Source organism: Bacteroides sp. OF04-15BH (genome assembly GCF_003477995.1).
Lineage (GTDB): Bacteria > Bacteroidota > Bacteroidia > Bacteroidales > Bacteroidaceae > Paraprevotella.
This window is the reverse complement of sequence record NZ_QUEM01000028.1, coordinates 1-24,740: the sequence shown is the minus strand read 5'-3', so window position 1 is coordinate 24,740 and position 24,740 is coordinate 1. Positions and strand designations below refer to the sequence as shown.

At 47.6% G+C, this 24,740-nt stretch carries 19 protein-coding genes; 8 read left to right on the top strand and 11 right to left on the bottom strand.

From position 1 onward, the window contains the following. Positions 1-128: 128 nt before the first annotated feature. The 6 genes from aat to hcp all read right to left on the bottom strand — a co-directional run bounded on the left by aat (position 129) and on the right by hcp (position 7,362). On the bottom strand, positions 129-797 hold the full coding sequence (gene aat, locus DXA74_RS12070; protein ID WP_118527944.1) for a leucyl/phenylalanyl-tRNA--protein transferase: 669 nt from the start codon (positions 795-797) through the stop codon (positions 129-131). Between the two features lie 5 nt (positions 798-802). Next, positions 803-3,307: an AAA family ATPase gene (locus DXA74_RS12065; RefSeq protein ID WP_118527942.1), complete on the bottom strand. Its 2,505-nt coding sequence runs from the start codon at positions 3,305-3,307 to the stop codon at positions 803-805. Positions 3,308-3,312: 5 nt separating this feature from the next. Then, positions 3,313-3,627, bottom strand: coding sequence for an ATP-dependent Clp protease adaptor ClpS (locus DXA74_RS12060; protein WP_118527940.1), 315 nt, complete (start codon positions 3,625-3,627; stop codon positions 3,313-3,315). 291 nt (positions 3,628-3,918) lie between these two features. Beyond that, positions 3,919-4,479 (bottom strand): hypothetical protein, encoded by a 561-nt coding sequence (locus DXA74_RS12055; RefSeq protein ID WP_118527938.1) that lies wholly within the window; start codon positions 4,477-4,479, stop codon positions 3,919-3,921. A gap of 140 nt (positions 4,480-4,619) precedes the next feature. After that, a complete protein-coding gene (gene ric / locus DXA74_RS12050; protein ID WP_118527936.1) occupies positions 4,620-5,381 on the bottom strand; it encodes an iron-sulfur cluster repair di-iron protein in 762 nt (253 codons plus the stop codon). Between the two features lie 322 nt (positions 5,382-5,703). After that, positions 5,704-7,362, bottom strand: coding sequence for a hydroxylamine reductase (gene hcp, locus DXA74_RS12045; RefSeq protein ID WP_118527934.1), 1,659 nt, complete (start codon positions 7,360-7,362; stop codon positions 5,704-5,706). Positions 7,363-7,640: 278 nt separating this feature from the next. Between hcp and DXA74_RS12040 the strand changes: the two genes are divergently transcribed. The 3 genes from DXA74_RS12040 to DXA74_RS12025 all read left to right on the top strand — a co-directional run bounded on the left by DXA74_RS12040 (position 7,641) and on the right by DXA74_RS12025 (position 10,939). Continuing rightward, positions 7,641-8,270, top strand: a complete 630-nt coding sequence (locus DXA74_RS12040) for a Crp/Fnr family transcriptional regulator (RefSeq protein WP_118527932.1) — start codon at positions 7,641-7,643, stop codon at positions 8,268-8,270. 667 nt (positions 8,271-8,937) lie between these two features. Continuing rightward, entirely contained in the window at positions 8,938-9,453 is a 516-nt protein-coding gene (locus DXA74_RS12030; RefSeq protein WP_118527928.1) for a PH domain-containing protein, read from the top strand. Next, positions 9,440-10,939 (top strand): PH domain-containing protein, encoded by a 1,500-nt coding sequence (locus DXA74_RS12025; RefSeq protein WP_118527926.1) that lies wholly within the window; start codon positions 9,440-9,442, stop codon positions 10,937-10,939. Before DXA74_RS12030 ends, DXA74_RS12025 begins: the two co-directional genes overlap by 14 nt. Before the next feature lie 26 nt (positions 10,940-10,965). Here the strand turns inward: DXA74_RS12025 and DXA74_RS12020 are convergent, their stop codons facing one another. After that, on the bottom strand, positions 10,966-12,036 hold the full coding sequence (locus tag DXA74_RS12020) for a glycerate kinase (protein WP_118527924.1): 1,071 nt from the start codon (positions 12,034-12,036) through the stop codon (positions 10,966-10,968). A gap of 138 nt (positions 12,037-12,174) precedes the next feature. Here DXA74_RS12020 and DXA74_RS12015 point away from each other — a divergent pair, with 138 nt between their 5' ends. The 5 genes from DXA74_RS12015 (at position 12,175) to DXA74_RS12000 (ending at position 16,363) form a co-directional block, all read left to right on the top strand. Then, positions 12,175-12,846, top strand: a complete 672-nt coding sequence (locus DXA74_RS12015) for a GIY-YIG nuclease family protein (protein WP_118527922.1) — start codon at positions 12,175-12,177, stop codon at positions 12,844-12,846. A gap of 49 nt (positions 12,847-12,895) precedes the next feature. Next, the gene (locus DXA74_RS12010; RefSeq protein WP_118527920.1) at positions 12,896-13,459 is read left to right on the top strand and encodes a hypothetical protein; all 564 of its coding nucleotides are present in this window, start codon (positions 12,896-12,898) and stop codon (positions 13,457-13,459) included. 18 nt (positions 13,460-13,477) lie between these two features. Continuing rightward, on the top strand, positions 13,478-14,770 hold the full coding sequence (locus tag DXA74_RS12005) for a hypothetical protein (RefSeq protein ID WP_233550529.1): 1,293 nt from the start codon (positions 13,478-13,480) through the stop codon (positions 14,768-14,770). 229 nt (positions 14,771-14,999) lie between these two features. Next, positions 15,000-15,254 carry a hypothetical protein gene (locus DXA74_RS16225; protein WP_147401105.1) on the top strand — a complete coding sequence of 85 codons (255 nt, stop codon included), beginning with the start codon at positions 15,000-15,002 and terminating at the stop codon, positions 15,252-15,254. Positions 15,255-15,439: 185 nt separating this feature from the next. After that, a complete protein-coding gene (locus DXA74_RS12000) occupies positions 15,440-16,363 on the top strand; it encodes a hypothetical protein (RefSeq protein ID WP_118527918.1) in 924 nt (307 codons plus the stop codon). Here the strand turns inward: DXA74_RS12000 and DXA74_RS11995 are convergent. From DXA74_RS11995 to DXA74_RS11980, 4 genes are read right to left on the bottom strand one after another with little or no spacing between them, the layout of a single operon-like run. Beyond that, a complete protein-coding gene (locus tag DXA74_RS11995; RefSeq protein WP_118527916.1) occupies positions 16,360-17,496 on the bottom strand; it encodes an LOG family protein in 1,137 nt (378 codons plus the stop codon). The two genes, DXA74_RS12000 and DXA74_RS11995, sit on opposite strands and share 4 nt — an antisense overlap. After that, entirely contained in the window at positions 17,493-18,290 is a 798-nt protein-coding gene (locus DXA74_RS11990; RefSeq protein ID WP_118527914.1) for an SDR family NAD(P)-dependent oxidoreductase, read from the bottom strand. The genes DXA74_RS11995 and DXA74_RS11990 overlap by 4 nt, the downstream gene beginning before the upstream one ends. Before the next feature lie 60 nt (positions 18,291-18,350). Then, positions 18,351-21,230, bottom strand: coding sequence for a PD-(D/E)XK nuclease family protein (locus DXA74_RS11985; RefSeq protein ID WP_118527912.1), 2,880 nt, complete (start codon positions 21,228-21,230; stop codon positions 18,351-18,353). Positions 21,231-21,255: 25 nt separating this feature from the next. Beyond that, a complete protein-coding gene (locus tag DXA74_RS11980) occupies positions 21,256-24,519 on the bottom strand; it encodes an exodeoxyribonuclease V subunit beta (protein WP_118527910.1) in 3,264 nt (1,087 codons plus the stop codon). Positions 24,520-24,740: the final 221 nt, after the last annotated feature.

Sequence of the window (24,740 nt, the reverse complement as noted above, 5' to 3'; positions counted from 1 at the left end):
TAGAATAAACCCTAAAAGAGTCGTATTCTTACTCCGATATGGAGTTGGATACGACTCTTTTAGGGTTTATTGTTGCCCACTGTGCTGTTTTTCTGGGGCAATGAAATATTATTGGATTCTCCGTTTGTTTAATCCGGGGCATCGGTTTCCTTTTCTTCATCCTGACGCAGCAGAGCCATATATTCCTCATAGGAAATGTGTCTGCCGCCCATGCTTTTCAGATGAGGCGTTTCAAACTGGCAATCAATTAATGTGCCCCCGTGGCTGTCGAGAAACTGAGCCAATCGGATGAGTGCCAGCTTGGAAGCACTCGGGACCAGAGAGAACATGCTCTCGCCAAAGAAACATTTTCCGATGCACACCCCGTAGAGACCACCCACCAGTCGGTCGCCTTCCCACACTTCTACGCTTGCCGCCAGATTCTGCTCGAACAGACGGGTGTAGGCTTCCATCATTTCCGGTCCGAGCCATGCCCCTTCTTCCTGCATGCGCAACTCGCCGCAGTGGTGGATCACCTCTTCAAACGCCTCGTTGAAGCTCACCCGATAGCAACCTTTATTCATCAGATTGCGCATGGAGTGGGAGATATGAATCTCGCTCGGGAAGATCACAAAGCGGTCCATCGGGCACCACCATTGGATCATCCCGTCGCGGAACGCATACCACGGGAAGATGCCGTAGGAGTAAGCCAGCAGCAGACGGTCTACCGAGAGGTCACCGCCCACAGCGAGCAGTCCGTCCGGATCACCCAGCTTCGGGTCCGGGAAACCGATTTCATCAGTCAGTTGGAATACCATATCTTTTATTCTTGTTTGGATTTTTGGTCTTGTTTCTTTTGCTTGGAAGTCGCCTTTTTCTTTTTCTCAGGGGATGCCGTTTCCTTTTCAGACGGCATCTTTTTTGAAGCGGTTTGCGCTTCTGTTGTCCGGGCGTGCAACGGAGTTTCCTCTTTATTCGGAGAGTGCTTTCTGGAAGTCGGTACCTTTGTTGTCCGGCTGGGCTGCAGCGTTTCTTCTGTAGCCTTGGTTTTCGCTTTACGCGGCTTCTTTTCTGTTACCGCTTGCAGCTCCTTAACAGAAAGCTGCAAGGCTCCTTCTGCCAGATCAATGACCGCCGTGCTTCCTGCTTTCAGCTTTCCGCTAATCAGAGCTCGCATGAGCAACGGTTTGAGGTGACGGCCGATGACACGGTCCATCTCGCGTGCTCCGTATTCGCGGGTCATACTCTGCGACAAGAGCCAGCCGTGTGCGGCATCGGTTACGGTCATCTCCACACCTTTGCCTTTCAGTTTCGTGTTCAGTTCACCCAGTTTCTTGTTCAGGATGCTGTGCGCCATCTCCTCGTTCATATCGTGGAAAATGATGGTGCCCGACAGACGGTTCAGAAACTCCGGCTTGAAGGTCCGCTTTACTTGTTTCATCATCGCTTCGCCCGCTTCGACTACGCGTCCGAAACCTACCGAAGCCTGATGCGCATACTGAGCACCGGCATTCGAAGTCATGAGCAGAATCAGATGGCGGCAGTCCGACTTCCGTCCCTTGTTGTCTGTCAGCACGGCATAGTCCATCACCTGCAACAGAATGTTGAAGATGTCCGGATGCGCCTTCTCGATCTCATCGAGCAGCAGCACACAGTTTGGTGTTTTGCGGATGGCATCGGTGAGCAGTCCGCCGTCGTCGTAGCCCACATAACCTGCCGGCGAACCGATCAGTTTGGCCACGGTATGCTTTTCCGTATATTCACTCATATCGAAGCGCACGAGTGGCAGATGCAGTTCGTCGGCCAGCACCCGGGCCACCTCTGTTTTACCCACACCGGTCGGTCCCACGAAAAGCAGACTCGCAATCGGTTTGTTCTCGTCGGTCAGTCCTGCTTTGGCCAGCTGTACCGCTTCGGCTACAGCCTGCACGGCCTCCTGTTGTCCGAAGATGCGCTGCGCCATCCGTTCCGGCAGATGCATCAGCTCTTCGGCTCCTTCTTCCTGCACCGTCAGGTTGTCCACCTTACAGATCCGTGCCAGAATCTCCTGAATCAGCTCCCGGTCCACACGGCGCGAACCGTCGGCAGCCGGATGCATTTCTCGGTAAGCACCCGCCTCGTCAATGAGATCGATGGCTTTGTCCGGCAAGAAGCGGTCGTTGATAAAGCGGGCACTGGTCTGCACGGCATAAGCCACGACACCCTCGTCGTACGTCACTCCGTGGAAATCTTCATACCGTTTCTTCAGTCCCTCCACAATAGCTGTGGCCTCTTCCACGCTCGGTTCGGCAATGTCAATCTGCTGAAAGCGGCGCATCAGTCCCTTGCTCTTGGCCAGATAGCGGTTATATTCCTCATAGGTGGTGGCTCCCATAAAGCGGATTTCCCCTGTTTCCATATATGGTTTCAACAGGTTGGACGCATCGAGCGAACCCTCATTCGAGCTGCCCGCACCCACCAGATTATGAAATTCGTCGATATACACAATGGCATTGCCTTCCTTACGAAGTCCCTCCATCACGTTCTTCAACCGCTTCTCAAATTCGCCACGATACTGCGTTCCGGCCACCATACCCCCCAGATCCAGTTCGTAAATCCGGTTTCCGATGAGGCGTTCCGGCACCTGGCCGCTTTCGATGCGGGCAGCCAGTCCATAGGCCAGGGCTGTCTTTCCCACACCCGGTTCGCCCACGTGCAGCGGGTTGTTCTTGTCCTTGCGGCAGAGCACCCGGATGGTGCGCTCCATTTCCTCTTCGCGACCGATGAGCGGATTATGCTGCTCCACCAGGTCGTTCAGGCACACCACCATGCGGCGCCACGGCTCCGCTTCTGGCGTTTCCTCGTCCGGATAATCCCCTTCCGGCGCGGCGTCCGGCAGTTTCATATCCTTGATGGCCGCATATTCCGTGACCAGTTCGCTGAGGAACTCCGTTTTCTGTCCGTTGATGCACCGTTGCAGCAGATAATTGGCCTGCGAATCCTCGAGTGCCAAAAGTCCTTGTACCAGATGCGGTATGTCTATCGTGTCCTGATCGGCATGCTCGGCCATGAGGCAAGCCATCTGAATCAGCTGGGTGGTCTGGACGGAAACTTCCAGTTCATAGGATACATCCTCCGGTATCTGTTCCATTTTATGATCCAGATAGTCATACAGAGCCGCCGACAGTTCTTCGGGGTCGGCCCCTACATCATCGAGTGCCATCATAAAGCCCTGCTGCACCAGGATGCCCACCAGAATATGTTCCGGAGTGATGTATTCGTGGCGCATCGATTCCGCCAGATCGCGGGCCCGGTTCAGTGCCTTCTGGCAATAATAAGTCTGTTTCATGTCGTTTAAAGTTCTTCGTCCTCGGGTAAAACACTCAGGCGCAGCGGAAATCCTTCGCGGCGCGCCATGTCTGTAGCCTTTTGCACCTTGGTGCGTGCCATGTCGTAGGAATAGATGCCCACCACGGCTGCACCCTTCTGATGCACAAACAGCATGAGCTGTTCCGATTCGGCTTCCGATTTATAGAACACCGTCTTGAGTACCAGCACCACGAAGTCCATGGTCGTAAAGTCATCATTGTGAATCACCACCTTGAAGCGCCGCGGCTCCCTCAGGTCCACACGCTCTTTTTCCTGCGAGCTGTTTTGTTGCTGTTCCATATTTGTTGTTCTGTTTTTTATAAAACCATTAACTGTTTTAAAAATCCGGTATCTTTGTTTCTGCTTCTTTTGAAGTCCTTCCCATTCTTTTCGGTTTACAGAAGAGCCTCCCGAAGGACTGTAAAAACAGCTTCCTGTTTCTTTTTGAAGAAGCTTTGAAACGCCTTGAAGCTTTCTTGAAAATTTTTGAGGAACCCGAAACCATTGAAGCATTCCCGGCACCTTTTAAAAGCCTTTTAAATGCTTTTTAAATTTTGCAGGAGAATGGCCCAACGTGTCGCTTCCAATCGGTCAGCAACTCGGCAGGTCCATCTTTTCGAACTTATATCCCAAGCGCTTCAGCTCCAGTGCGGCACCGATGCGATACATGGTCTTTGAAGCCGTGGCAAATACGTGATAAGCCAGCGGGCTCTGCGGTTCGATCTGTTCGCGACGGATCATGTCCACACATTTCTGGGCGCAACTGCGTACCATGCGTTCCAGTATGGCAGCCTCTTCGCTGTCGAGCGCGATGCCCAGCAGATCACGCACGATAAACTCGTCCATATCATCGAAGCCCTGCTCTCCGTAGAACGCCTGATAAGGAGCCTTTGATGTCGTATTCCAGTCGGCATCCCAACCATAGGCAATGGCCATGCCCAGGTAAGCCGCCCAGGCCACCGAAACGGTAGGGTACTGCTGTACCTGTCCCACAGCGTCTGCCAGATATTCCGGGCCCAGTTTCTTCCAGTGTTCGTCTATATCGTCCGTAGCCAGCAAGGTGCCGTCGAGCATCTTACAGGTGGTACACAATTTCAGCAATTCGTTTTGCAGCTTCTGTTCGAAAGCTGCCAGATAGTCTTTATATTCCATGTGTGTCAAATGAAAATGATTTTCCTGCAAAGCTATAAAAAAAGCCGGAAAAATCCGGCTTTCTTACAGGGAATCTTCAGTTACAGATGGTGATGCTTCCCGTTTATCAGACAGCAGATTCTTCCGTCTGGATGATAGCTTCAGTCAATGCGGTAAACGGGACCTCCGGCTGTGTGCTGCTCCTCCAGCTTCAGGAATTCCGGGAAGAGGATGTTGTTCTCCAGATGAATGTGCTCGAAGAGCGCATCGACAAATGCCTCCAGTTCCTGCATCATCAGGCGGTAGGACGCACAACCGTCTGCCGGTGTCGTGAAGTTGTCCGTCAGACTGCGGATGTGCAGATAACGGTCGCCCTCATGCTCATGCTCCAGATGCATCACCCGAATGGGGTTGGCAATGCTGCCGCAGTGCATCGGCTCCAGCATGCGTCCTTCGGCCGAAGCCTCGAACAGCTCATAGAGATAAGGGAAGAGCACCTGTTCCTCCTTTTGGAGATGCGCTTCCAGATCGGTGAGTGATTCCTCGATCAGTTGTTGCAACTCCAGCAGTTCCGGATGGGCACTGCCATGCACCTGAGCCACCTTGCGGACCAGCTCCAGCAACTGCGGACCACGTGTGCGGATGCCGCGATGATGAATCTTCAGAATATAGTCCATCAGCAGGTCGAGCGGCCATGAAGCAAAGGGGATGCTTCTGCCTTCGTGCGGCATGGTGTGCAACTGCTCCAGACTGCGGACCACCTCATCGGCATCTGCCTGCTGACGGCGGCAGGCTGTGGCCAGATCATCCTGCCCGTGGCAGCAGAAATCCAGACCGAACTGTTTGAACACTCTTGTTGTATTGAAATCGCGTGCCACCAGAGTTCCGATGGGCGTACGCAGCAAATCTTCTTTATTTGTCATTTTCGTTTTTCTTTTATTAAGTTCTTGAATGGAGGTTGCACGATAACAACCGTACTTCTTTATTTCTTGGATCAAAAGGCTTTCACTACCTTTTGAAAATCTTTTGAGCCATTTCGGGTTTTGCAGGAGCTTTTGCGACCTTTCTGAAAGTCTTGAATGTTCCGGAATGAGTCGTGGCTCCTTGAGTTGATTCAGAAGTATTTTTGAATGCTTCCGGACCTTCTCAGAAGTTTCTTTGAAATCATCAGTGTCCCTTTTGAATCCTTCTGATCTTTTTGCGAATCTTTTTTGAAGGTTTTTCAAAGAATACTTTTTACACTGCTCAGCAAGTCAATCCGAACGCTTTCAAATCCTCGTCCACCGTGTTGATGCCACCGATGCCGAACTGCTCTACGAGCACCTGAGCCACATTGGGCGAAAGGAAGGCCGGCAGGGTAGGCCCCAGATGAATGTGCTTCACACCCAGATGCAGCAGTGCCAACAGAACGATGACCGCCTTCTGCTCATACCATGCGATGTTGTAGACGATGGGCAGTTCGTTGATGTCCTCCAGAGCGAATACCTCCTTCAGCTTGAGCGCGATGACCGCCAGCGAGTAACTGTCGTTGCACTGTCCGGCATCGAGCACGCGCGGGATGCCTCCGATATTTCCCAAATCCAGCTTGTTGTACTTGTATTTGGCGCATCCGGCTGTCAGAATGACACAATCCTGCGGCAAGGCACGTGCAAAGTCCGTGTAATAATTGCGGCTCTTCATGCGTCCGTCACAGCCCGCCATCACCACAAACTTACGGATGGCTCCGCTCTTGACCGCCTCGACCACCTTGTCGGCCAGTTGCAGCACCTGGTTGTGCGCAAAGCCGCCCACAATGCTTCCGGTTTCAATCTGAGTCGGCGACGGACAGCTTTTGGCCAGAGCAATCACCTCGGAGAAGTCCTTCCGTCCGTCGGCATCCTCCGTCAGATGGCGGCAACCCGGATAACCGGTGGCGTTGGCCGTGAAAATCTTGTCGCGATAAGGCGCATCGGCTGCAGGCGGTACGATACAGTTGGTGGTGAAGACAATCGGACCGTTAAAGGTGGCAAACTCCTCGCGCTGCTTCCACCACGCATTGCCATAGTTGCCCGCAAAGTGAGCATATTTCTTGAATGCCGGATAATAATGAGCCGGCAGCATTTCGCCGTGCGTGTAGACATCCACCCCCGTACCCTCGGTCTGGCGCAACAGTTCCTCCAGATCGTGCAAATCATGCCCGCTGATCAGAATACCCGGGTTCTGGCGCACTCCGATGTTCACTTCCGTAATCTCCGGATGACCGTACGACTCCGTATGCGCCCGGTCGAGCAATGCCATCACCTGTACGCCCACAGCACCTGTTTCCAGTGCCAGCGCCGTCAGTTCGGCCACGGAAAGATTCCCCACGGTGGTTTGGTTGAGTGCCCGTTGCAGGAACGCATGAATGCTCTCGTCCTCATATCCCAAACGGATGGCATGGTCGTGATAGGCAGCCATTCCCTTCAGTCCGTAAAGCACCAGTTCCTTGAGCGACCGCTTGTCGGGGTCTGTCTCGCTGGTGACTCCCACGGTTGTCGCTTTTGCTTTCAGTTCCTCGTCCGACGCACCGTGCCAGGTGAGTACATCCGCTTGCGGCAGAGACACACCCGCTTTCGTCGCCTGCTGTACCAGACTGTCGCGCATCAGCAAGCCCCGCTGTACCCGTTGCCAGATGGAAGCCTCATCAAAGTTGGCATTTGTGATGGTGGAAAACAATGCGTCCGTCACGAAACGGTTCACGTCCTTATCCACCGGCTGACCGTTTGTGCGCAGCGCATCCGCTGCTACACTGACACCCTTCACCACATAAAGCAGCAAGTCCATAGCCGCCGAGGTCGGTGCCGTCTTTCCGCAAACACCTTTTAAAATACATCCTTTTCCCTGAGCCGCTTCCTGACACTGGAAGCAAAACATTTTCTGTTCCATAATAATCTATCGTTTTTTAATTGTTGTTATCTTTATCGTTTATCTGGTCCGGTCTGTGTTGTTGTGATGGAAAAATCACTATTTTTATACCGCCATTACGCCCATTGCTTGGAGTTCCGTGGAATTCCGATTCCGGATGATGCTTCCCGAACCATCGTTGTCTGCTTGTGCCGGTGATAAGGCATTGCTTCCGGCAACTGTTTTCGGCGCAAATATAGTCGCCGTTTTCAAAGTGGCGCGTAATCTATGTTACACCCCATAATAATGAAAGTTAAACTATGCCTACATTCTATGATTTATACGATTTTTCGCTTTTTGCCGAGTCCGACCGCAACCGCATAGACCGTTTGCTTCAGCAATCGGCCAACCGCATCCGGACCTATCACGAAGGCGACTTGATAGCCTTGCAAGGCGATCCCTGCCGTTCGCTGATGCTACTTTGTTCGGGCAGTGTCTCAGCCCGCATGACGCACGATGAAGGAAAGGAAATCGTAATCGAAACGCTGCATGCTCCCGAGATTCTGGCTCCTGCCTTTCTGTACGGTTCCGAGAATCGTTTTCCGGTGACGCTCATTGCCGCGACCGACTGCCGGGTGTGGTTCATCTCCCGTGAAGTGTTTCTGGAGATGATGGAAGCCGACCGCACCGTGCTGCGCCGTTTTCTGGAAAACATATCCGACCGCAGTGTATTTCTCAGTCGCAAGCTGAATGAGTTCGCTTTGCAGAGTCTGCCCACCCGCATCCTGAGTTATCTGAAAACACACGGCTGCATCCAGAATATTCAGGAGGTGGCTTTCATTATGGGAGTGGCGCGCCCGTCGCTCTCGCGTGCCCTTTCCCTGTTGGTGGAGCAGGGGCGGGTGCGGAAAGAGTCTGGCGGTTATGTGGCTGCCGATCACGAAGGCTGATTCGGTTTGTCAAAATGTCATTTTGCTATTTTCAGTGCGCGAGACTGCGAAATATGCAGAGGAGGGAACAAGCGGTTGGTGAAAGCGGGAGTTTGAGAAACGTGAAATAGGTATAATAGGCTGATTAGTAGAATGTAATATGCTGATTTAGTATTCCGAGAAAACCATCAAATAGAAAATAACAAGTGTATATTTTGTAAAAATAAAATTCTTCTTGATGATTGGAACACTTGATCAGGAGGAATTTAATGGAACAACAGGGCATTTTCTGGGAATCACTGTGCTGCTTCTGTAGAACTGCCATGGCGGTTTGGTGCATAAAACCGTTGTATTTTGCATAAATATCCGTGTTTTTCTGCATGTTATCTGTATAAAAATGCGGAATTGTCTGCTGGATGAAGGATTTTGAGGAAGTGGGTGGTAAGAGAAATGGGGTTTTTGATTTTAAAAGATACATAAATCTTGAGTTTCTGGTTGCATAGTGATATTTTGTTTCTATAATTCATACAGCATGATATTTGTTTCCCAGTAGGATTTTCAATTTAAGGCGATGTTAAATAATGATAATGTTCTTTTTATCAGTCTTTGTGAATAGTTTCTGTCAATGAAATTTATGATATATTTGTTTTTGACACATTATGAGAAATAAACTTAAATCAAGAATAATATGACAAACAAACAAATATATTTTGAGAACTTCGATAAAGTAGAAAATCTATCTTATCTTCCTTTGGAGAAGAAATATCTAAGAGTACAGTTTATCAAAACAATATTGTCTTATCTTGTTTTGATGGGACTCGTACTGTTGCTTCTATTGGCTGAAGGTCTTGACCATCGTTTGATGATAACTGTTTGCATTGAATTTGTCCTTTTGGTTGTATTATCTGTAAATCTCCTACTATTGCCTAAGATTTTTGCAAACAAAGGATTTGCTATTCGCGAACATGACATCACATATCGTTCAGGAATTATATTCCTGTCGGTTACTTCTATTCCTTTCTGCAAAATACAACAAGTCAGCATACGCCAGAATCCGCTTTCTCGTATATTCGGACTTTATGTTATTGATATCGTAAACGGTGCACAGTTACTTTCTGAAATAAGTATTCCCGGACTTACAGAAGAAAGAGCAAGTGAGATTAAAGCAATTATAATAGAACGTATGAAATATGAAAATAAATGATTTTTCTGTTCCACGCCGAATGAGTAAAAGTGCTTTTGTAATTCTGTTCATGAAGGCCCTGCAGAGTTATATGAGTCTTTTCTTGATATTGGTCGTTTTCAAATTTTTCGGTTCTTTGCGTGAGAACTCTTTTATGGAGAACATAATGATGCTACTGTTTTATGTGGCAGGGTTCTTGGTCTTGGCTTTGGTTACGTCTTTTCTCAACTTTTACTTCAAGAAATATTATGTAAAAGATCATAATCTGGTTTTTATTCATGGCGTGATTCATCAGGAAAGGACGAGTGTTCCATTGAATAAAATACATTCATTACGTACTAAAAGTGGTTTCATTTATCGTTTGTTTGATATGAAAGGTGTATCGTTTGATACGCTTGCTTCCAAAACAGAAGAAATAGAATTCATTCTTAATGATGAAGATTGGAATGCTTTGTTAGATTGCGTGAAAATTCAGGAGAAAAGCACAATTGAAGAACCAGATGACGAAACTACCGGGCAAAAAACGTGTTCCAATGCTGCAATTAAAAAATTGGAAGTCAGTAATCAGAATCTGATTAAAGGAGCTTTATGCCAGAATCATTTTAAAGGTATGGTTATATTGTTTAGTGCATTTGCTGCTTTTTATAATCAGATAACAGCGGTTAATGAGAAAGCTACAGAATATTTCATTGATTATGTGGGTACGCAGTCTGGCTCTTTTATATGGTCTATACCTTCTGTTCTTGTGGCAGTTGTAATTTTATACGTTGTAATGTTATTTTTCTGGTTGGGAACAGTATTCCTGCATTATTATAATATGGATATACAGATTAGCGAAAAACAACTTTTTTTTGAGAGCGGGTTGATTTCGCGAAATAGTAGCAGGTTTTCCTTTGACAAAGTATGTACTCTTTATGTAAAGAGAAATTTTATTGAAAGATGGTTCGGCTATTGTACGATTATAATCAAGCAAGCACTTAATGCTACAGATAAGAAAAATGGTACAGAGATAAAGATTTACGGCTCTTCTCATGATGGTGATTTACTAAACTGGTGGTTGGGAAAAGACTATAAGTCATCGTCGACAATTTTATCTGCTCAATCTGGCTATGGCTTCTTGGGATATACCATTATGCTTGATGTCATGATTGTTTTTTCTATTGCTATAGTTTTATGTTATTACGGGTTATATGTTTGGCTTATTATCCCATTAATATATATGATGATTTCTTTAGTTAAGGGACTTTTGGCGGTGCGTCAGAGTTATATCCAGCTGAAGGAAGATTACATAAAAGTAAGTAATGGAAAATTCGCTAAGGTATGCAACTATATAAAGTATAACGATATAGAAGTTGTACGGTTGGTTGCTACGCCCTTTACTTCATATACCCACCGATTAAAACTGATTATTTCTACAAATGGAACATCATTCACAATAAGAAGTCTTAAGGAGCAGGAAGCAAAAGATATCTACGAACTGCTGTTATTAAAATGCTATAATCATTAGTCCTGATTCAAAGGAACATCTTGTTCTCAGGTTGGAGAAAGAAGTTTTTCGAATATAAACTTTCTGATATTCCTTTTTGCCGTTTCAGCTTGCAGAGCTTCTTCAAGCGGCATTTCTTTAGGAGTAATGCTATCCACTTTAGCAAAACCAGCTTCAAGCAATTGGGCTGTATCGTCAGCCTGTCCGGCCAGAAGCCAAACGGGAATGTTCTGCTTTTGGGCGTGGCGCAGAACGCGTTCGGGCAGTTTACCCATAAGTGTTTGGCGGTCGGCATGACCTTCTCCGGTAATCACCAGATCTGCTCCTTTTAGTTGTTGGTCAAAATGTATGAGATCGAGCAGAAGGTCGGCTCCGGATTCCATACGGGTGTGGAAATATTGCAGAAAGGCATAACCCAGTCCGCCGGCAGCTCCGGCACCGGGATGTTGCGACAAGTCTTTTCCCATTCGTCGGGCCGATTCTTGGGCAAACTGTTTGGCCCGTTCATCCAGTTGGCAGACCATTTCGGGGGTAGCCCCTTTTTGCGGACCGAAGATATGCGCGGCTCCGTGCGGACCATACAACGGATTGCGAACGTCGCAGGCCAATGTGAAATGGCATTCATTCAGACAACTGTCCGGAAGCTCTTCTATTTTTTGATTGGTGGTAAAGATATCAGCCAAGGCCTGAAGCATTCCCATTCCGGCATCACTGGTTCCGCTTCCTCCCAGTCCGATGATGAAGTTACGGCAACCTTGTTTTATGGCATGGGCAATCAGCTCACCGACACCGTAAGTAGTGGCGAGAAGCGGATTGCGTTCTTCTGCCGTCATGAGAGTGAGTCCGCAAGTCCGTGCCGTTTCGATTACTGCCATACCGTCAGCAGTCCGTCCATAACGGGCGCGGATAGGGCGCATCAACGGATCGTGAGCTGGTGCATCTATAAAGCTACCTTGCAGAGTCGAGATAAAAGCTTCGAGCATTCCTTCCCCTCCGTCCGACATGGGCAGGGCTATGACTTCGGCACCCTGCTGTTGCAGAGCTCCGGCAAATGTTTCTTCTACCTCTTGCGAACTGAGGCAACCTTTGAACGAATCTATGGCCAATACAATCTTCATGACTTTCTGCTTTTGTTTTCTCCATGCAAAGGTATAAAAGAAAAGCCACAGCTTTACAAAAACAAAGAAAAAGAGTCTTTTTATAAGGCATATAAATTCATTTGCCTATTTTTGTAATATGAAATGAAAAACGTAATTATGGAAAAAGACAAATTAGGTTATGTTTATATCTTGACCAATCCCAGTTTCCGTGCGGATTGGGTAAAAATAGGAAAAAGTTCCCGGCCGGTAGATGTTCGCAGTAAGGAGTTGGACAATACGGCGGTGCCTTTGCCTTTTGAAATTTATGCCACTTTAAGAACACGCAAGTATTCTGAAGTTGAGAAACAAATACACAAACAGATAGACCGGTTGACCGATTTGCGCATCAGACAGAACCGTGAGTTCTTCAATATTGCTCCTTCTGTAGCCTTGGATATCATGCGTGATATTGCGGATTTGCTGGATGATGCAGAGCTGACGATATACATAGACGGCAAGCCTGTTGTCAGTAAAAACAAGGAAGAAGACCATAAGTTCGAAAAGGAGAAGAAAGAGAAACAGCGTAAAGCCCCTAAACCGCCATTTAAATTCCACATGATCGGTTTGAATGTGGGTGATACCGTAACTTTTGATCCTCTGAATCTTTCTGTTCGTGTGGCCAGTGATGATAAGATTGAATACGACGGACGTTTGTACAGCCTTTCTGCTTTTACGGCGAATTTCCTTCCGGAAGAAATGCAAACCGCTTCCGGAACTTACCAAGGACCTAAATATTTCAGTTATCAGGGGAAAAAGTTGAGTGATTTGAGAAATGAGAAAGAAGGATAGTTTTTTTCTTATTATCAATGAAAATATAACTTTTTAATGAATACATTCTATGGAAGATATTACTAAAACATTTGCCATTCAATGGGTTGGCCCCTTTAAGGATATACAGCAAATGAAGGACTATCTTAAGAAAAATTCAACCTGCGACAATTCTTTATTTAATTTTTATTTCTTTTCTGGTAATAAAAGAGGTAAGGGCTACTCAAATGCCCGAACTTATGCATATTTTGGAATTCATAAAAAGGCTGATGGGATTGAGAAACGTCTTAATAGTTATCATACGCACTACAAGGATTTTCATGAAAATGACAATATGAGAATCTGGATTGGTGCTTTTGGTAATGAAATGGATCAGACAGAAGAAAATATAGAAGATGCAGAAACTCTTTTTATAAGAACTTACGGGCATAATGTTTTGACTGAAAATATCAAAAAGGTGTATGCAAATATAAAAGAGTCAATTTGTATAATCAATCTTTTCTATAAAACGAACGAAGAACCTTGGAGAAGAAAACCGGCGGACATCCTTTTTATGGATGATGTTTTGATTCATGAAACTGAAGAGAAAACGAAACGTACCCTTGTGGCTAAATTGAAATCAGTTGAATGGTAAGGTTAGTAATTTTTGTTTATGAATGGTGTGATGAGTACGATTTTAAATAAAAAACAATTAGGTGCAATTGGAGAAAATCTGGTGCAGACTAAGTTAATGCAGTTAGGATTGAATGTTGTCAATGCAAATATAATTCGACCGGATTATGAAGCAATAGATCTGATCTGTTCATTACCAAGTAGCAAAAACGCTGTTTGTATACAGGTTAAAACCTGTAGAGATTGTAATTTTCCTATTGGGATGACTTTAGGCAAATGTACGGAAGACTATTTGAAAGAAAAAATTAAAGGCCCTTGGGTCTTTGTTCACGTTTCTGGGGAAGGAGTAAAAATGGAGTTTCGGTATTATATTCTGACTCGAGAAGAAATGATAGCTTTATCCTCTGAAAGTAATTTCTGGTATGTGAATCGATGGAAAACGACTTATCGTTCGAAGCCTGTGAATCTGAAAAATGCCTGTGGCCTCGAATTAAAATGGCTTATGGGAGAGGGAGAAGAGGACAACTATAAGCACGAGGCTTTTATAAATCCTATTAAGGTGAGTGCAGAAAACAGATGGGACAAGATATTGAATGAGTTGGATAATAAAGAAGGTATTAACTACATACTTAAGGAGTTTACTGGAGTGGTCAATGTGCCGGAAGAGGAAAAGAAAGATGTGTTGCAGAAACAGTTTACTGTTTTGGCCAAGAAAATTTTGTACGGAGGGTATTTTCTGATCAATGGCATAAGACGTATTACACTGCAAGATATTGAATTCTATTATCATGAAGAGAAAGAGAACGGTTTGAAGGATCCGGCAATGTATCATACTTCTGATCATGAAAAAAATGAAGCTCTTCTATACTTTGCTCTGGGAGCCTTTAATTGTCATTCGTCCGGTATTGATATAACCTTCGAAAATCCAGAAGAGGAATACAGAGCTTCGTTCTTAATAAGAGGATATAAGGTGGAGTCTTTTGTAGATGGATGTTGGAAGGAAGAAAAGAAGCATGAAAAACGTCCTACTTTTCTTTATGAGGATTTATTAAAAGGTATGCAGTTAAATAATCCCTTGACAATAGAATGGATTAATGAAAAAAATAATACGGATTATGTAGAAGTCGGTACGAACTGTAGATTGAATGTTCCTGCTTATAAAAAAGATGAAAATAATTATTATATGAAAGATAGTGATAAAAATTATATAAAGGACGAGATAAGTGTCGTTCAGTATAGAAATTTATCAACTGCTTTGCAATCTGAATATTTTGCAGTATCTGGAAAATATTACAAGAAATGTAATAGACAATGGCGTTTTTATAGAAAATAAGTGTAAATATTTTCCTTAGAGAAAAATAATAAATAATGTTTTCATTTTGACTAAGTTATCTGAGAACTAATGACTAAAACTTCTTTAAATGAACTTATAAAATACCTGAGCTTAAAGTTTTTTACGAGGAGTTTTATAGAAAGTATTTGGAGTATTGAGGTAATTGTAATTTGGAATGAGGACAGAAAACTTACATCGTTAGATTTGATCCCAGAATTTAGATATAGCAATGGAAGTAAGAATCTTTCAATTTTTCAAATATACTTGCAGAATATCAAAACATAGATTATCTTTGTGCCGACAGGAGCATTGCTTATGCTCTGTTTATAACAACATAAAACAACAAACAGTATTCAAAGATGCAAAACAAGCAATTCTTTATGCTTTGCTGATTCCGGTGGTAGAAAACTCCATTAGTGAAAAGGAAATCATCATCCGGAATGCTGTCGCAGTTTGCGGCGGACAGGATTGCTGTGCTCTTTGACTTACTGGCTGCATACCTCTCTTTCGACTGGGGAAGGAGAGGTCTTTTTGTATGTTTTCCAAGAAAAGTTTCTGATGAATGTATCCGATAAGGAAGACGTTTCGGAAGAAATACAATAAGCTTGGGAAGCATGGTTTCCTTTTTTTATCAAAAATGTATGTTTAATCCTATTAATTTGTTGTTTTATGGAAGAAAAAACTTATTTACGTGTTCAATGGTTTTTGGAAGAACCTGATAATTATCAACCTGAATATGTTGACGACTTTTTGGATATTCAATTGATGTTTCCGGAGTTTCCACCCGAAACTTATGAACTGTCAATACGTATTTTTTCGGATAACCTTTTTCTGCAAGGAGTAAGTTCCCGATATTTGGGTGGGAAAGGCCCACGACGAATCAACTTTCAAGTACCTGTGTTTTTTTACAATCGAGAGTCGCCTTTATATATTTTCGTTTATCGGAATAGTTATCCAATTTGGTTCGGAAAGATTAATGATGTGTATTATCACTTTACTCGGGTAGATTTGGAAGATTTGGATCCGTCGTCCGAGAAATGGTTCTTTGCGGCCTATATGATGAAATGCTCTGCGTGGGATGAGTTCTGTCAGAAGAACTTTAACCGGTCCGTACTGCTCAAGCTTGTCCGTCTGCTGCATCGCAGATATCTACAGACGGATTCCGAAAGATTTCTGGCCGTAAGCGGGAAAAAAGAGGAGGCACGGTATTTCGCTGAAAAGATTCTGGGAGCCTATTTGAATGATGATTCTTATTATTCTGCTCCGATAGCAGAACTGAGTATTGATGATCTGATATCGGGAGAGGTACGCTGGAAGCAGGTGGCTGCGAAGCTGGAGAAATCAATGCCTAAGGTGGTGCTGATTGCCTTTCCAGAACCGAATTACCGCCTGGATAAGCTCCAGGCGATAAAACGGCAGATAAACCGGCTTCGGAATTTTTGCCCCGGTATTCACACGACTTTTATTTTTTACGGTCATCCGGATTTTCAGCTGTTTTTGCAGGAATGTTGTTCAGAGGGGAAAGCGCTGTTTGCTGAAGAGGCGTGTATAGACCTGAATGATCAAAGTAATGAAGAGTTCATGTGGGATTAGGACTCTTGGGGCGATGCGTCACGGAATGCTTTCAGCACGCTTACCATCTCCTCTTGCTTGTCGGTCAGAGTAAGTAACAGATTCCGGTATCTGCCCCGTTTCATCAAAGAACTCAACAAGGGGTAGACCGGAATTTCCTGTGTCCAGAACTCCTCGCCCATGAAAATCATCGGACTGGCATACCCGAAGCTTTCGTAATGGTTCTGCGTGGCGTCCTGGAAAATCTCCTGCATGGTGCCGGCGCTGCCTGGGGTGTAGACGATGCCTCCCTTGGCGATGGTCAGAATGCCGTCCTCGCGGATGCTGTTGTCGAAATACTTGGCTATGTGGGTGGCAAAGGGTGTGGCCGGCTCATGACCGTAGAGCCATGTGGGTACGCCTAAGCTTTGGTACTGTATCTGAGGGAAGCGTTGCATCACCTCGAAGGCGGTGTCGAGCCAGAGCGGATGGTCAAAGGTTGGGGCCTGTTTCAGAATCTCCAGAGCTGTTGTCAGTTCTGCTTCGGTCTTTTCGGCCATCCACGCACCCAGATGGGTGGCTTCCATCGCTCCGGGGCCTCCGCCACTGATCATCAGAAAACCCTCTTCGGTGAGTTGTTTGCTGAGGCTGACGATTTGTCGGTAACAGGTGTCCGTGCGTTTCAGACCGTGACCGCCCATGATGCCCACAATGCTCCGTTCGTCGTACTGACTTAAAAACTCATGCAGGGCGTTGCTGATGGAATGGTCGTGCAGGGTGCGTGCCAGAGTTTCCTTAATGTCGATGGCTGATGACATTTCCTTGCCGAGCGTGAGGTAATGACGGTAGACAATCTGATCGAATGTCTGCTTGAAGGTTTCCGGTTGTCCGGGTACGTAGTGGGCATAGAGCGTGAAGGCATCATACAGATGCCCGATAAAAGGATTGAAAGGCACCTGTATGTTCGGAAAAACCAGATTCTCCGTTTCCACGGCCCGCTGCATGTCCAAAGGCAGATGACCACCCAAGAACAGACAGTTCTGGAAGGTGCATGCTGCCGCTTCTGTCTTGAACGGACTGAAATCGATGCTTTGGAAAGCATATCCTTTGATGTGTTTCTTGCTCTTCAACAGTTGGAGAGCTTCTTCGGGTGTGTTGATTTCAATGTGTTTCATACGTCCATCTTCCAGTTACAATCGTTGTGGTAAATCATCTGATGCGTCATGCCTCCGTCCACCGTAAGGCAGATTCCGTTTACAAAATCATTTTCCGGTTGGCAGAGGAATACGGCAGCACGGGCAATGTCTTCGGGAGTACCGATGCGCTGCGAAGGATGTTGCAACAGATCGGCCGGAGCATATTCCGGAGTTTCATCGCTCTGTTCGGGGTGATAAGGCTGGGTTTCGATCCAGCCCGGCGCTATGGCATTAACCCGGGCTATGCCTCGCAGACTGACGGCCAAGGCATGAGTCAGCGCTGTGATGCCTCCTTTGGCGGCCGAATAGCTTTCGGTGTCGGCCTGTGATTGGAAGGCTCGGGTAGAGGAGAGGTTGACGATGCTCGCTCCCTTGCGGAAGTGTTCCTTGAAGCGTTGGGTCAGCCAGTAGGGGGCGGCGACTCCAACCCGCTGCACATACAGGAAATCGGCATAGCTGCATCCCGACAGGACACCACCGAGCATCAGACAGGCATTGTTGATGAGAATATCAATCTGATCCTCCCGTTCCAGCAACCAGTCGGCAAAACGGTTTAGCGTTTCTTCTTCGGCAATGTCGCCCTCAAAAGGAAATATCCGTTCCCGTATGGTTTCGGGATGAGGCTCGTCATGCAGTTGCTTGTCGATATAGTACACACGTGCGCCTAAGGTGGCAAAAGTTTCGGTCAGGCAGCGGCCGATACCGGCAGCCCCGCCGGTAATCACGCACACTTTTCCCTGAAAATCGGGAGTCTGTATTGTTTGATGTTCCATGATCTGTTTTTCTTTATCATTTATCAGAATGACTGGTTGATCGTCTTATCTGAGTCTTGTTTATTTCTTACATAAATTCTTGAAATCGCAGTAGGCGCATTTCTCTTCTATCTCGGTCTGCCGGAAATCACCGTCGGGATTGAAAATCTCTTCGAGCAGTGTTTTCAGATGCGTGCGGAAGTCCGTATTGAATTTCCGGAAATCGGTTACCTCTTCTTTCTTGCGGGCTTCACCCATCTTGATGACCGGAGAATAATCTTCATTGGCCGCTTCGTGGATATAGAGCAATACCGGCGTGATGTCCTTGTCCTTGAATTTCTCTTCAGACTGCTCACACAAGATGGCGGCATAAAGGAAAGTCTGGAAAATGTAGCCCGAACGGTTTTTCGACGGTTCGAACAACGCCTCAACACTGGTGGTGGAACCGCTCTTTCCTCCCGTCTTGTAGTCTACGATGCGCAGGCAGTTTTCCTTTAAGTCCATGCGGTCGATTGTACCGCCGATGCAACTGTGAATCTCACCTTTCGGGGTGGATATGCGGATATTCTCCCGCACTTTTATTTCAGAGCCGACCAGCGAGAAAGGAGCATATTGAAGGTCTTTCTCCAAAAGCTGACGGATGTAGCGGTAGATCACTTCGGAATTGATGTACTGGATACCGTTATATTCCGGTCGCTCGTTCTCTGGCAGATTGAAGAAATGCTCACGGAATCCGCGGTCGATATACTCTCGCAGCGTGTGTTCCTGCTCTTTGCTGAGCAGGTCCGTCAACAGCTGGCGGGTGATGACTCCGTTGCGGGCAGTCAGATCCTTATAGATATGCTCGGCGGCATCGTGGAAGATGGTTCCGAACAGAGCCGAGTCGATTTCGGCGCTGACCTCTTCGGGAGCGGTGAGCCCGGCCACATATTTATAATAGAACTTCAGTGAACAGTCCATATAGCAGTTCAGGGCTGACGGGGAAATCAGGGCCCGCGGATTCACCCGTTGGTCGTAGATGCTTTGCAGACGCTTCATGATTTCCGGGGTCTTGCGGATGAGAATCTCTTCGCTTCCCTGTGGGGATTGCGCGGCTTCGAGCTTGACCCGTTTGATGTCGTAGCCCCATTCGATGAGGAACTGGAGCATGAAGCGCGACATTTCTCCACGGTTCAGACCGTCGCTGGTGGTGTTGTAAACCAGACTGACCTTTTCGGCACGTTGCAACAGGCGGTAGAAATAGTACGCGAACACCGCAATCTTATGATCGATGGTGGTCATGCCGAAAGCCTTGCGCAGATTGTACGGAATAAAGGACGTGTCGCCGCCGGCTTTAGGCAACTGTCCTTCGTTCACGGAAAGCAGAATCAGATGACGGAAGTCCAGGTTACGGGTTTCGAGCACACCCATCACCTGCAGTCCGATGGCCGGTTCGCCGTGGAAAGGAATGCTGCTGGAAGACATCACCCGATTGACCAGTCGTACCAATGTCTGTGGCGTGACTTCCAGTTCTCCGCTTTCGATCAGAGAGTGGAAACGGTTAATCTGGGTATAGGCTTTGAACAGCGCTTCGCGGTAGAGCTGGTCAAAGGCCTCGTTGTCCTTTTCCTTCGGTTTGTTTTTATACACCAAGGCCACCTGTTTCAGCGCATCGCTCACCAGTTGGCACAGGGCGGCATTCTGTGTGCGTGGGGTAAAGAGCAATCGGAGCACCTCGTCCTGTTGCAGTTCGGAGGGGTGCGGAAAGAACCGGTTGTCCGTGGTCAGCTTGCGGGCCAGCTCATCGGCTTGTTCCGAAAGCATGCGGGTATAAGGATGCTTCAGCAGACTCACCACTTCGGCAAAGAGAAAGCGTCCGTTGTTGGGGTTGTAGCCTTCGGTGTGCAGTTGCAGCAACGCGTTCAGAAAACTGTAGGCCGGTGTCTGCGACATGGGGAATCCCATGGTGATGTTCACGTGGCGCACTTCGCCGGGTAGGGCATGAAGCATGGAAGGCAACAGCGCCTCGTTGCAGAGGACTACTGCCGTTTCCTTTTCCTGTTCGGTAAGATTTTCGCCGAGCCATTGGGGCAGATAACGGATCTGGGCGTTCTCGGTCGAGGACTCCACATAAGTGATTTCCTTCGGACGGTTCAGATTCCGGAAAAGTTCCGGCGGCAGTTCGGACGGGAAATCCCGAAGATTGCGACGGATGAATTCGCCGGCCTCGTGCGGATGCTTCTGCAGATAGAATTCATCATAGTCCCAGTAGAAAGAGGCCATGCCCGCTTCATGAAGACGTGTAAAGAGTGTATGCTCCACCTTGTTCAGTACGTTGAATCCCACGAACACATAGCGCTGATGAGGAAGCGTCGTGACATCCAGTTGTTCGATGACTTCCCGATAGAGCATTCCTTCGTAGGCCAGTCCCTGGCGGTGCAGCACATCCCGGAACTCGCGGTAGATGTTTCCCAACTGCGACCACAGACGCGAGAAGCGGTCTTTCAGTTCCGTGCTCTGCTCGATGGAGAAGTTCCGGAAGAACTGGCTCAGTGCCTCCTTCTGTCCCTCCTCGAGAAATTCTTCACGATCGGTCAGTTCATTCAAGTCGCTCAGGTTGCTGAACAGGGTTTTCGTGTCGGCCATATTCTTGTCCGCATCGTCAAAATCACTGATGAGCAGCTCGCCCCAGTAGTAAAAGGCATCGAGAGATTCCTGGCTTCCTGTGGCGTTCCGGAAAATCTTGTAGAGCTCGCACACCAGTTTTACAGGGTCGCCGATTTGCAGGGAGGAGCATTGGCGGAACAGTTCGCTGATGCTTACATAGGCCGGTGACCAGATGGGGTGACCGGCTTCCTGCGCCAGATACTCGTTGAAGAACAGGGCCGCACGTTTGTTTGGAAAGACCACGGCGGTGTGCGACAGGTCGCCGCCGGTCTTCTTATATAGGTCTATTGCTACTTGCTTTAAGAAAGTTTCCATTTGTTGTTTGTTTTTGTGGGACACTTTATTCCGTAATCTCTTCCAGTTCCTGACTGTATCCGTAGAGCAGGAATCCGCTTACCTGCGCATAACCCATCTGGTGCAGCAGTTGCATGTATTCGCGTACCTGCTCGGCATGACGAGGATTCTTGCGGGCAAACTTGAAATCAATCACCACTAGGCGGTCGCCCTTTTTCATCACACGGTCCGGTCGCTCGGAGCGGACGCCGCCGTCTGCTGTCGGGCTGATGATGGTGCACTCGTTATATACTTCCCATTCCGGACCGAACCAATCCTTGATTTGTGGTATATCCAATACCTTGCGGGCAATGCGGGCCACCTGGGCTTCCTCTTCTTCCGAGCGGAACAGACCTTCGAAGCGCAGTTGCTCCAAGGCTCCTTCCAGGTCATCGGCCTGTTTGATGCAGGCAAAGAGATAGTGCAGGAGACTTCCCCGGTCGGCATAGTTCACCTCGTCCTCATCGCCTTCGGTATCAATGAAAGCGGCCGAACGGTTGGACTGTCGGAACTCAATGTCGGTTTGTTCCTGCAAGGAATCCAAAGAGATGGTAACGGTTGTGCGTGGGGCGGTCAGATGGTTGGTTGAGGCGGATTTATCACTTTCCTTCTCCTTCCGTTCGGGAGCCGCGAGCGTTCCGTATTCGAATACGGTGGTAGTGGTAGCTTCTTCCTCATTGTCCGTTTCACTGGCTGCTTCTTCCTGGCGCAAGGTGACTTTGTCACGTGCCGAGAGAGCCAGCAAGGTTTCTTCCAGCCATTGCGATACGGTACCCGTTCCTCCCTGCCGTCCCCATACAAACAGGTTTTGACAGGCACGGGTAAACGCCACGTAAAGCAGATTCATATTGTCCACCCAAAGATTGTGTTGCTCTTCCAGATAACTGTCGCGGAACACGGATTCTTTCATGGCCGATGAATAGTTTACCGGAATGAGGTCGAGTTCATCGAAAACGGGAGCCACCTGCTGGTCTTGCGGCACGGTGCACCAAATCAGATGATTGTTGGTTTCATTCTCCGTTTTCCAGTCGCAGAACGGCAGCAGTACCGTGTGGAACTCCAGTCCCTTGGATTTGTGAATGGAAAGGATGCGGATGCCCGAAAGTTCTCCCGAAGGAATTGTCTTGGCATGCAGCGTCTCGTCCCAGTAGGTGATGAAAGCCGTCAGTTCCGAAGATTTGTTCTGCAGATATTCGGTCACGGCATCATAGAACGCACAGATATAGGCATCCTGTTTCTGAATCCGTTTCATTTCAAAGAGAATGAAGAGCTGTTCCAGCAGTTCGTACAGCGGCAACAGACGCCATTTCTCCAGTTGTCCGGTAAAGGCTTGCGGCAGATAGTCTTCCACCCGGTTCAGCAAAACGGTGTTCAGGTCAATATCCTTTTCCAAAACGTCGTGCTGGTAAGCCACAGCCAGACGGGCACAGGCGATGCGGTCGTCCGGATTGGCCAGATAGCGCAGGCAGTCCACCAGCATGCACACCGCCGTAGAGGCATCCATGCAGAAAGCCTCGTCCGATACAATATGATAAGATGTATTCTTGTCGAAATAGTCCGCAATAAGCGGAATCAGATTATTCTTTCGGATCAGAATGGCAATCTCATTCTCGCGGATACCGCTCTGCACCAGCTCGTCCACCTGTTTGCCTAGTTCGTGCAATACGGTTTCCTGATAAGCCTCCCGATTCCGGTTGTCGGGAATGAGCGAAACACGCACAAAGCCCTTTTCCTGCTTTTGTGTTTTCTGCGCCACATCCTGATAAATATCCAGTATTTGCGGATAGCCCTCCTTGCCGATGCTGGCATCCTCCTGAGCCAGTTGTCGGCAGGTTTCTTCAAAGAACAGGTTATTGAAATGAATGATATTCGCTTCGCTTCGCCAGTTGGTATCCAGCGTCTGGGTGCGTACGCGGAAACTCGGGTCTCGGTCCAGTCCGGCCAGAATACGCCAGTCTCCGTTTCTCCAGCGGTAGATACTCTGCTTGATGTCGCCCACAATCAGACTGCCGTCCTTCTGTGCCAGACACTCTTCCAGCAGCAGATGGAAGTTCTCCCACTGCATGCGCGAGGTGTCCTGAAACTCGTCAATCATCACCACGTCAATGGTCGTACCGATTTTTTCATAGATGAACGAGGCATCGCCTTCTCGGATCAGTCCGTGAAGCAGAGCGTTTGTGTCCGACAGGAGAAAACGGTTGTGTGCCTCATTCAACAGGCGCACCTCCTGATCGATATGCACCAGCAGAGGCAGGTTATACAGATAGCGTGAGGCCAATGAGCAGGAGTTTACTTTCAGATTAGCCCGTGGACGCAGCTCTTCGGCGGTAGCCAGCGTTTCCATCAGCTCCGACTGAGCCAGCCCGATGATGACATCCTTGTTGACAGAGGTCTTGGTGGTCCAGTTTTCCGGTGCTTCGAGACATTTCTCCACGGTAGCATTCCGCACATCTTCCTTGAAGTTGCCGTTGGCCAGTTTCCGGAAATAACTGCCGATGCCGTTTCTTCCGCTTTTCAGGTCATTGGGTTCCAAACCATGCTGTTGCAGTACCTCCTCAAAGTGCTGGCTGAATCCCTGCATGATCTCCTCCGTTTCCTGTTTCAACTGATTCAGGCGTTTGCGGTATCCGGCAATGAATTGCGTGTTTCCGAGTTTCTCGCGCAAATTCTGTCCTTTCTCCAGATACACCTCGTTGAAGATGTTTTTTCCGAACGACTTGATTTCGCCCGATACATTCCAACGGCTGTTGTCACTGATGCGGTTCTCGATATATTCCAGCAGCCAGTGGAGCACCGGAGAGCGGCGGTCCAGTTTCTCGATCATCGAGTCGACGGCATCACTCAGCACCTCACCGTTGTTCAGTTCGATATTCAGGTTGGCACCCAGTTCCAGTTCGCGAGCCAGATTGCGCATCACCGACTGGAAGAAAGAGTCAATTGTTTCGATGCGGAAACGGCTGTAGTCATGGATGATGTTTTTCAAGGCCTGGGCAGCGGCTTCGCGGATTTCGGTATCCGACTTGGAAGAGTGCTCTCGGATTTTGTTGAGATAACCGTCCGAGGCCGGGTCTTTATGGGCGATGCCGTAAAGCTGGCTCAGGATACGTTCTTTCATTTCGGTAGTAGCCTTGTTCGTAAAGGTCACGGCCAGAATGCGCCGATAGGCAAACGGGTCTTCGATAAGCTGGCGGATGTATTCCACAGCCAGAGTAAATGTTTTGCCCGAACCGGCAGAAGCGCGATATACTAATAAATGAGGATCTTGTTCCATAGCGAATAATCGTTTATTTTGGAATAAAGATAGAAAATTCTTTTGAGATACCGGCATATCCGCAACTAAAAAACTATGAATCTCATACACGGTCAGTTGCTGTGGGAAATCCCGAAATAGATTTTTCGAAGCATCCTGGAGATTGCTTGCATTGGTGGCTGTTTTTTCAGAGTCTGTTTCCCCTCAAATCCGCAACTAAGCTCTTCAGCGTCCTTCTTGCG